4 protein-coding genes are annotated in these 4,618 nt (G+C 50.5%); all 4 read left to right on the plus strand.

Annotated elements, in window-relative coordinates:
• Positions 1-412 (plus strand): ATP-binding cassette domain-containing protein (locus Q0V82_RS16400; RefSeq protein WP_297577517.1); only part of this gene is annotated, 412 nt, incomplete at its 5' end.
• Positions 412-834, plus strand: a complete 423-nt coding sequence (locus Q0V82_RS16405; RefSeq protein ID WP_297577520.1) for an NUDIX hydrolase — start codon at positions 412-414, stop codon at positions 832-834. The genes Q0V82_RS16400 and Q0V82_RS16405, both read left to right, overlap by 1 nt.
• A 22-nt stretch (positions 835-856) precedes the next feature.
• Positions 857-1,909 (plus strand): uroporphyrinogen decarboxylase, encoded by a 1,053-nt coding sequence (gene hemE, locus Q0V82_RS16410; protein WP_221020899.1) that lies wholly within the window; start codon positions 857-859, stop codon positions 1,907-1,909.
• 340 nt (positions 1,910-2,249) lie between these two features.
• Complete coding sequence (locus tag Q0V82_RS16415; protein WP_297577524.1) at positions 2,250-4,412, plus strand: primosomal protein N'; 2,163 nt, start codon at positions 2,250-2,252, stop codon at positions 4,410-4,412.
• Positions 4,413-4,618: the final 206 nt, after the last annotated feature.

The following is a 4,618-nucleotide window of genomic DNA, read 5'->3' on the forward strand; positions in this document are numbered from 1 at the left end:
TTCGCAAAAACCCTATATGCCATTGGGCACCTTGCGCGCCGCCCTGTATTACCCGCAAGCGGCAAGGCAGGAAGACGCAACATTGGCCGATTTGCTTGAATTAGCGGGGCTTAGTCATTTATTGCCACGGCTTGATGAAGTGGATTCATGGTCGCACGTGCTGAGCTTGGGTGAGCAGCAACGCGTGGCTTTGCTGCGCGTATTATTGCTGGAACCGGACTTTTTATTAATGGATGAATCTAGTTCAGCGCTTGATGCTGCTGGCGAAGCCAAGCTCTATGCCGCCGTTGCCGAATGTATGAAAAAAGGCGTAATGGTGAGCGTAGGGCATCGCTCGGGCCTGATTGAATACCACGCCCAAGTGCTCGATTGCCAAGGGCAGGGCAAGTGGGCGCTGGGGGCTTTGAATTAATGGCGGCTCATATTCGCACTAAAGTACGTTGTCTAATTAAACAGCAAGGCCAATTTTTACTGGCAGAGGGTTATGACCCAACTAAAAATCAACATTACTTGATGCCACTCGGGGGGAGCGTTGATTTTGGTGAGCGCAGCGAAGCGGCGATTCGCCGTGAAGTGTTAGAAGAGATCGGTCATGAGATTCAAAATTTGCGCTTGCTGCAGGTCATTGAAAATGTATTCACGTTTGATGGTGTCGCAGGGCATGAAATTGTATTTGTGTATCAAGCTGAATTGAACGCACCTTTGCTGCATTTGCGCGGCGTTGAATCCAATGGCGTTGAATTTAATTTGCGCTGGCTCAGCCGTGAAGAAATAAGAAAATTAGCTTGGCCCGTTTTTCCAGAGGGATTGCTGGAAATGCTGCCAATCGTTTGATGAATTTGAATAAGAGTAAACAATGTTAAAAAACGATACTTTCCTGCGCGCTTTAATGCGTGAACCGGTTGAATACACGCCAGTGTGGATGATGCGCCAAGCGGGGCGTTATTTGCCGGAATACTGCGCGACGCGCAAAAACGCTGGTTCATTTTTGCAATTGTGCAAAAACACTGAGCTGGCGACTGAAGTCACCTTGCAACCGCTAGAGCGTTTCCCGCTCGATGCGGCGATTTTGTTCTCGGATATTTTGACCGTGCCCGATGCGATGGGCTTGGGCTTGTATTTTGCCGAAGGCGAAGGCCCGAAATTTGAGCGTACTGTGCGTACTGAAGAAGACGTTGCCAAACTCTTCGTGCCGGATGTCGGTACCGAGTTGAAATACGTTACTGACGCGGTGAGCTCAATTCGCAAAGCGCTAGATAACCGCGTACCGTTGATTGGTTTTTCAGGCAGCCCGTACACTTTGGCCTGCTATATGGTGCAGGGCGGCAGCTCTAGCGATTATCGTGAAATCAAAACCATGATGTATGCGCGCCCAGACCTTTTACATCGTATCTTAGAGGTTAATACCCTAACGGTGATTGATTATCTGAATGCGCAAATCGAAGCCGGTGCGCAAGCGGTGCAGATTTTTGATAGCTGGGGTGGCTCTTTGCCGTACGGCAAATATCAAGAATTCTCATTGCAATATATGGCGCGGATTGTGGCGGGCCTGAAACGTGAAAACGATGGCCGTCGTGTGCCGGTGATTGTGTTTACCAAAGGCGGTGGTCAATGGCTAGAAGACATCGCTGCGATTGGTTGTGATGCAATTGGTTTGGATTGGACCACTGATATTGGCGAAGCGCGTCGTCGTGTCGGCGACAAAGTCGCACTGCAAGGTAATTTTGACCCAGTGGCCTTGTTTGCGCCGCCAGCAGCGATTGAAGCAGAAGTCGAGCGCATCTTGACCAGTTACGGTGGTGGTACCGGTCATGTGTTTAATTTGGGACACGGAATTTCGCAATTTACCAATCCAGATCATGCTGCGGCTTTGGTTGCAGCGGTGCATCGCTTGTCGCGTAAGGATTAACTTGGGGCTGGTGTTGGCAAGGTGTAATTGCGATGAAAATCAATACTTTGCAGCGGGTTTGTGTAGTCATTCCTTGTGAAGTTACATCAAGTTATGCACATTTGTTAAGTTGGTGATTTTTAACTTGTCAATCCCCTTTTAAAAATTTGATGTAAATCGTTGACAAAGTTAAGTTGTTGATTTTATTGGGTTTATTTTTGTGTCCAATTTTTGTGCAACCTAGGCATAGCCACAGCTTTATTGGGGTTTTTAGGCTTTTTTGCAACTTGCCCACAAAATTATCCACAGAAACTGTGCATAACCTGCTGGCGAAAGCTTTTACGTGTTAAAGAGAGAGAAAGTGACTGCTTTTGCCTTGGTTGCACTTGACGTACCGCTTAAAAAGTTATTCGCTTATGCGGTAGCGGGGTTGACACCAAAGGTGGGGACGCGCGTGCTGGTGCCGTTTGGTCCGCGCCGACTTTCGGGCGTGGTGCTTGAATTACGCGATGATGCGGCGGATTTTAAGGGGACGCCCAAAGCGATTTTGGCCGTTTTGGATGATTTGCCGGCATTGCCTGCCGAAACCTTGCAGTTGTGTCAGTTTGTCGCGCATTACTACCATTATCCCATTGGCGCGGTGATTGCTGCTGCGCTGCCGAAAGTATTTCGTAGTCCAACCGTGTTTCGCGAGCCTGCGCCAAGCTTGGTGTATTTTGCCGGTGATGTTGCCGATTTGTTGCGCCAAATTTCCTTAAAAGCACCTGCGCAGCGCCGCGTGGCGGCATGCTTGTCGGTACCGCATACCCCAGCGGCACTGCGTCGTTTGCATGACAGCGCTTGGCGCTGGGTTAAAGCTTGGCATGAACAAGGCTGGCTACAGTCCGCACTTGAGGCCAAGGTTGTCGCTAAGGCTAGCGATGATTTGGCACTGAATGCAGAGCAAAGTCAGGTGGTTGCTGAGCTGACGGCGGCGCGTGGTTTTGCGCCGTTCTTGCTGTATGGCATTACCGGTAGTGGCAAGACCGAAGTGTATTTGCAAACCATTGCGCAAGTGTTGGCGCGAGGTCTGCAAGTTTTAGTGTTGATTCCCGAGATTAATCTGACGCCGCAATTAGAAGGGCGCTTTCGTGCGCGCTTTCCGGGGGTGCCGATGGCGGCACTGCATAGTGGCTTGAATGATACCGAGCGTGCGGTCAATTGGCTGTCGGCATTGCGCGGCGAAGCCAAAATTGTCTTGGGCACGCGTTTGGCGGTGTTTACGCCTTTGCCGCAGCTAGGCATGATTATCGTCGATGAAGAGCATGATCCTTCATTCAAGCAGCAAGAAGGCCTGCGTTATTCGGCGCGCGATGTCGCCGTGTACCGGGCACGGCAGGCCAAGGTGCCGATTGTGCTCGGTTCTGCCACACCGAGCATTGAAAGTTGGGCCAATGCCAAAGCTAAGCGCTATCGCATGCTCACTTTGTCTGAGCGCGCAGTGCCCGGCGCAGTCTTGCCTAAAATCACTTTGCTACCGGTTAAAAATGTCGGGCTCGTTGATGGCTTGCATGTGATGGCATTGGCTGCAATGCATGCCGCACTCGATCGCGGGGAGCAAGTGTTGATTTTTTTAAATCGGCGTGGATTTTCTCCGGTTTTGCAGTGCGGTGAGTGTGGTTGGATGGCCTGTTGTACCCATTGCTCGGCGCGTTTGGTATTGCATTTAAAAGAGCGCCGCTTGCGCTGCCATCATTGTGGTTATGAGCAGGCGATTACGCCGGCTTGCCCAGATTGTGGTAATCATGATTTAAAGCCAGTTGGCCAGGGCACGCAGCGGATGGAAGAGTCTTTGCCGCTGCATTTTCCGGGCAAAAAAATCTTGCGAATCGATCGCGATTCAACCAGTAAAAAAGGCGAATTGGATGCTGCGCTGGCGCAAGTGCATTCAGGCGAGGTTGATATTGTGATTGGCACCCAAATGCTGGCTAAAGGGCATGATTTTGATTTGCTCACAACGGTGGTGGTACTGAATGCCGATACGGGTTTATATAGCGTTGATTTTCGTGCTGAAGAGCGTTTGTTTGCATTGTTAACCCAAGTGGCTGGGCGCGCTGGGCGGCGCGAGCGGCCGGGCGAAGTGTTTGTCCAAACCGCGTTTTCTGATCATCCTTTTTATCATCAATTATTGGCGCGCGATTTTACGCCATTTGCTGAGCGTACATTGCAAGAACGGCAAATGATGCTGTTGCCGCCAGCCAATGCTTGGGCCTTGTTTCGTGCCGACGCACCCGAGTTAGAGCAAGCATTGTCGGCATTGGCGCAAATTCGGGCGTGTATTGCACCGGAGCCCCATTTATTGCTCAATCAGCCAGTGGCGGCGACGATGCTTAAAAAGGCCGGCGTAGAGCGGGCGCAGTTATTGATTGCCGCGCAATCCAAGGCGCAACTGCAGGCGGTGCTCGACGAAGCTTTGCCGACGATTGCCGCGTTGAAACTACCTAAAGTGCGTTGGAGTTTAGATGTTGACCCGATTGAGGTTTAGGGTATGTCAGTCCAGCGGATGCTGTACTGGGATTGCGTCTATATACCCTTGTGGCACGAATGAAGGACTCTGCCTTGCTAAATCAAACGTGAGTGGATTCTAAGCACAATAATTAGACGTAAAAATGATTAGACGTAAAAATGCCAGCATCAGCTGTAATGCCGTTCACTTAAGGTCTGTTTTGTAGATTTTTCGTATCGGATAGC

The sequence above is a fragment of the uncultured Deefgea sp. genome, assembly GCF_947072475.1.
Taxonomy (GTDB): Bacteria; Pseudomonadota; Gammaproteobacteria; order Burkholderiales; family Chitinibacteraceae; genus Deefgea.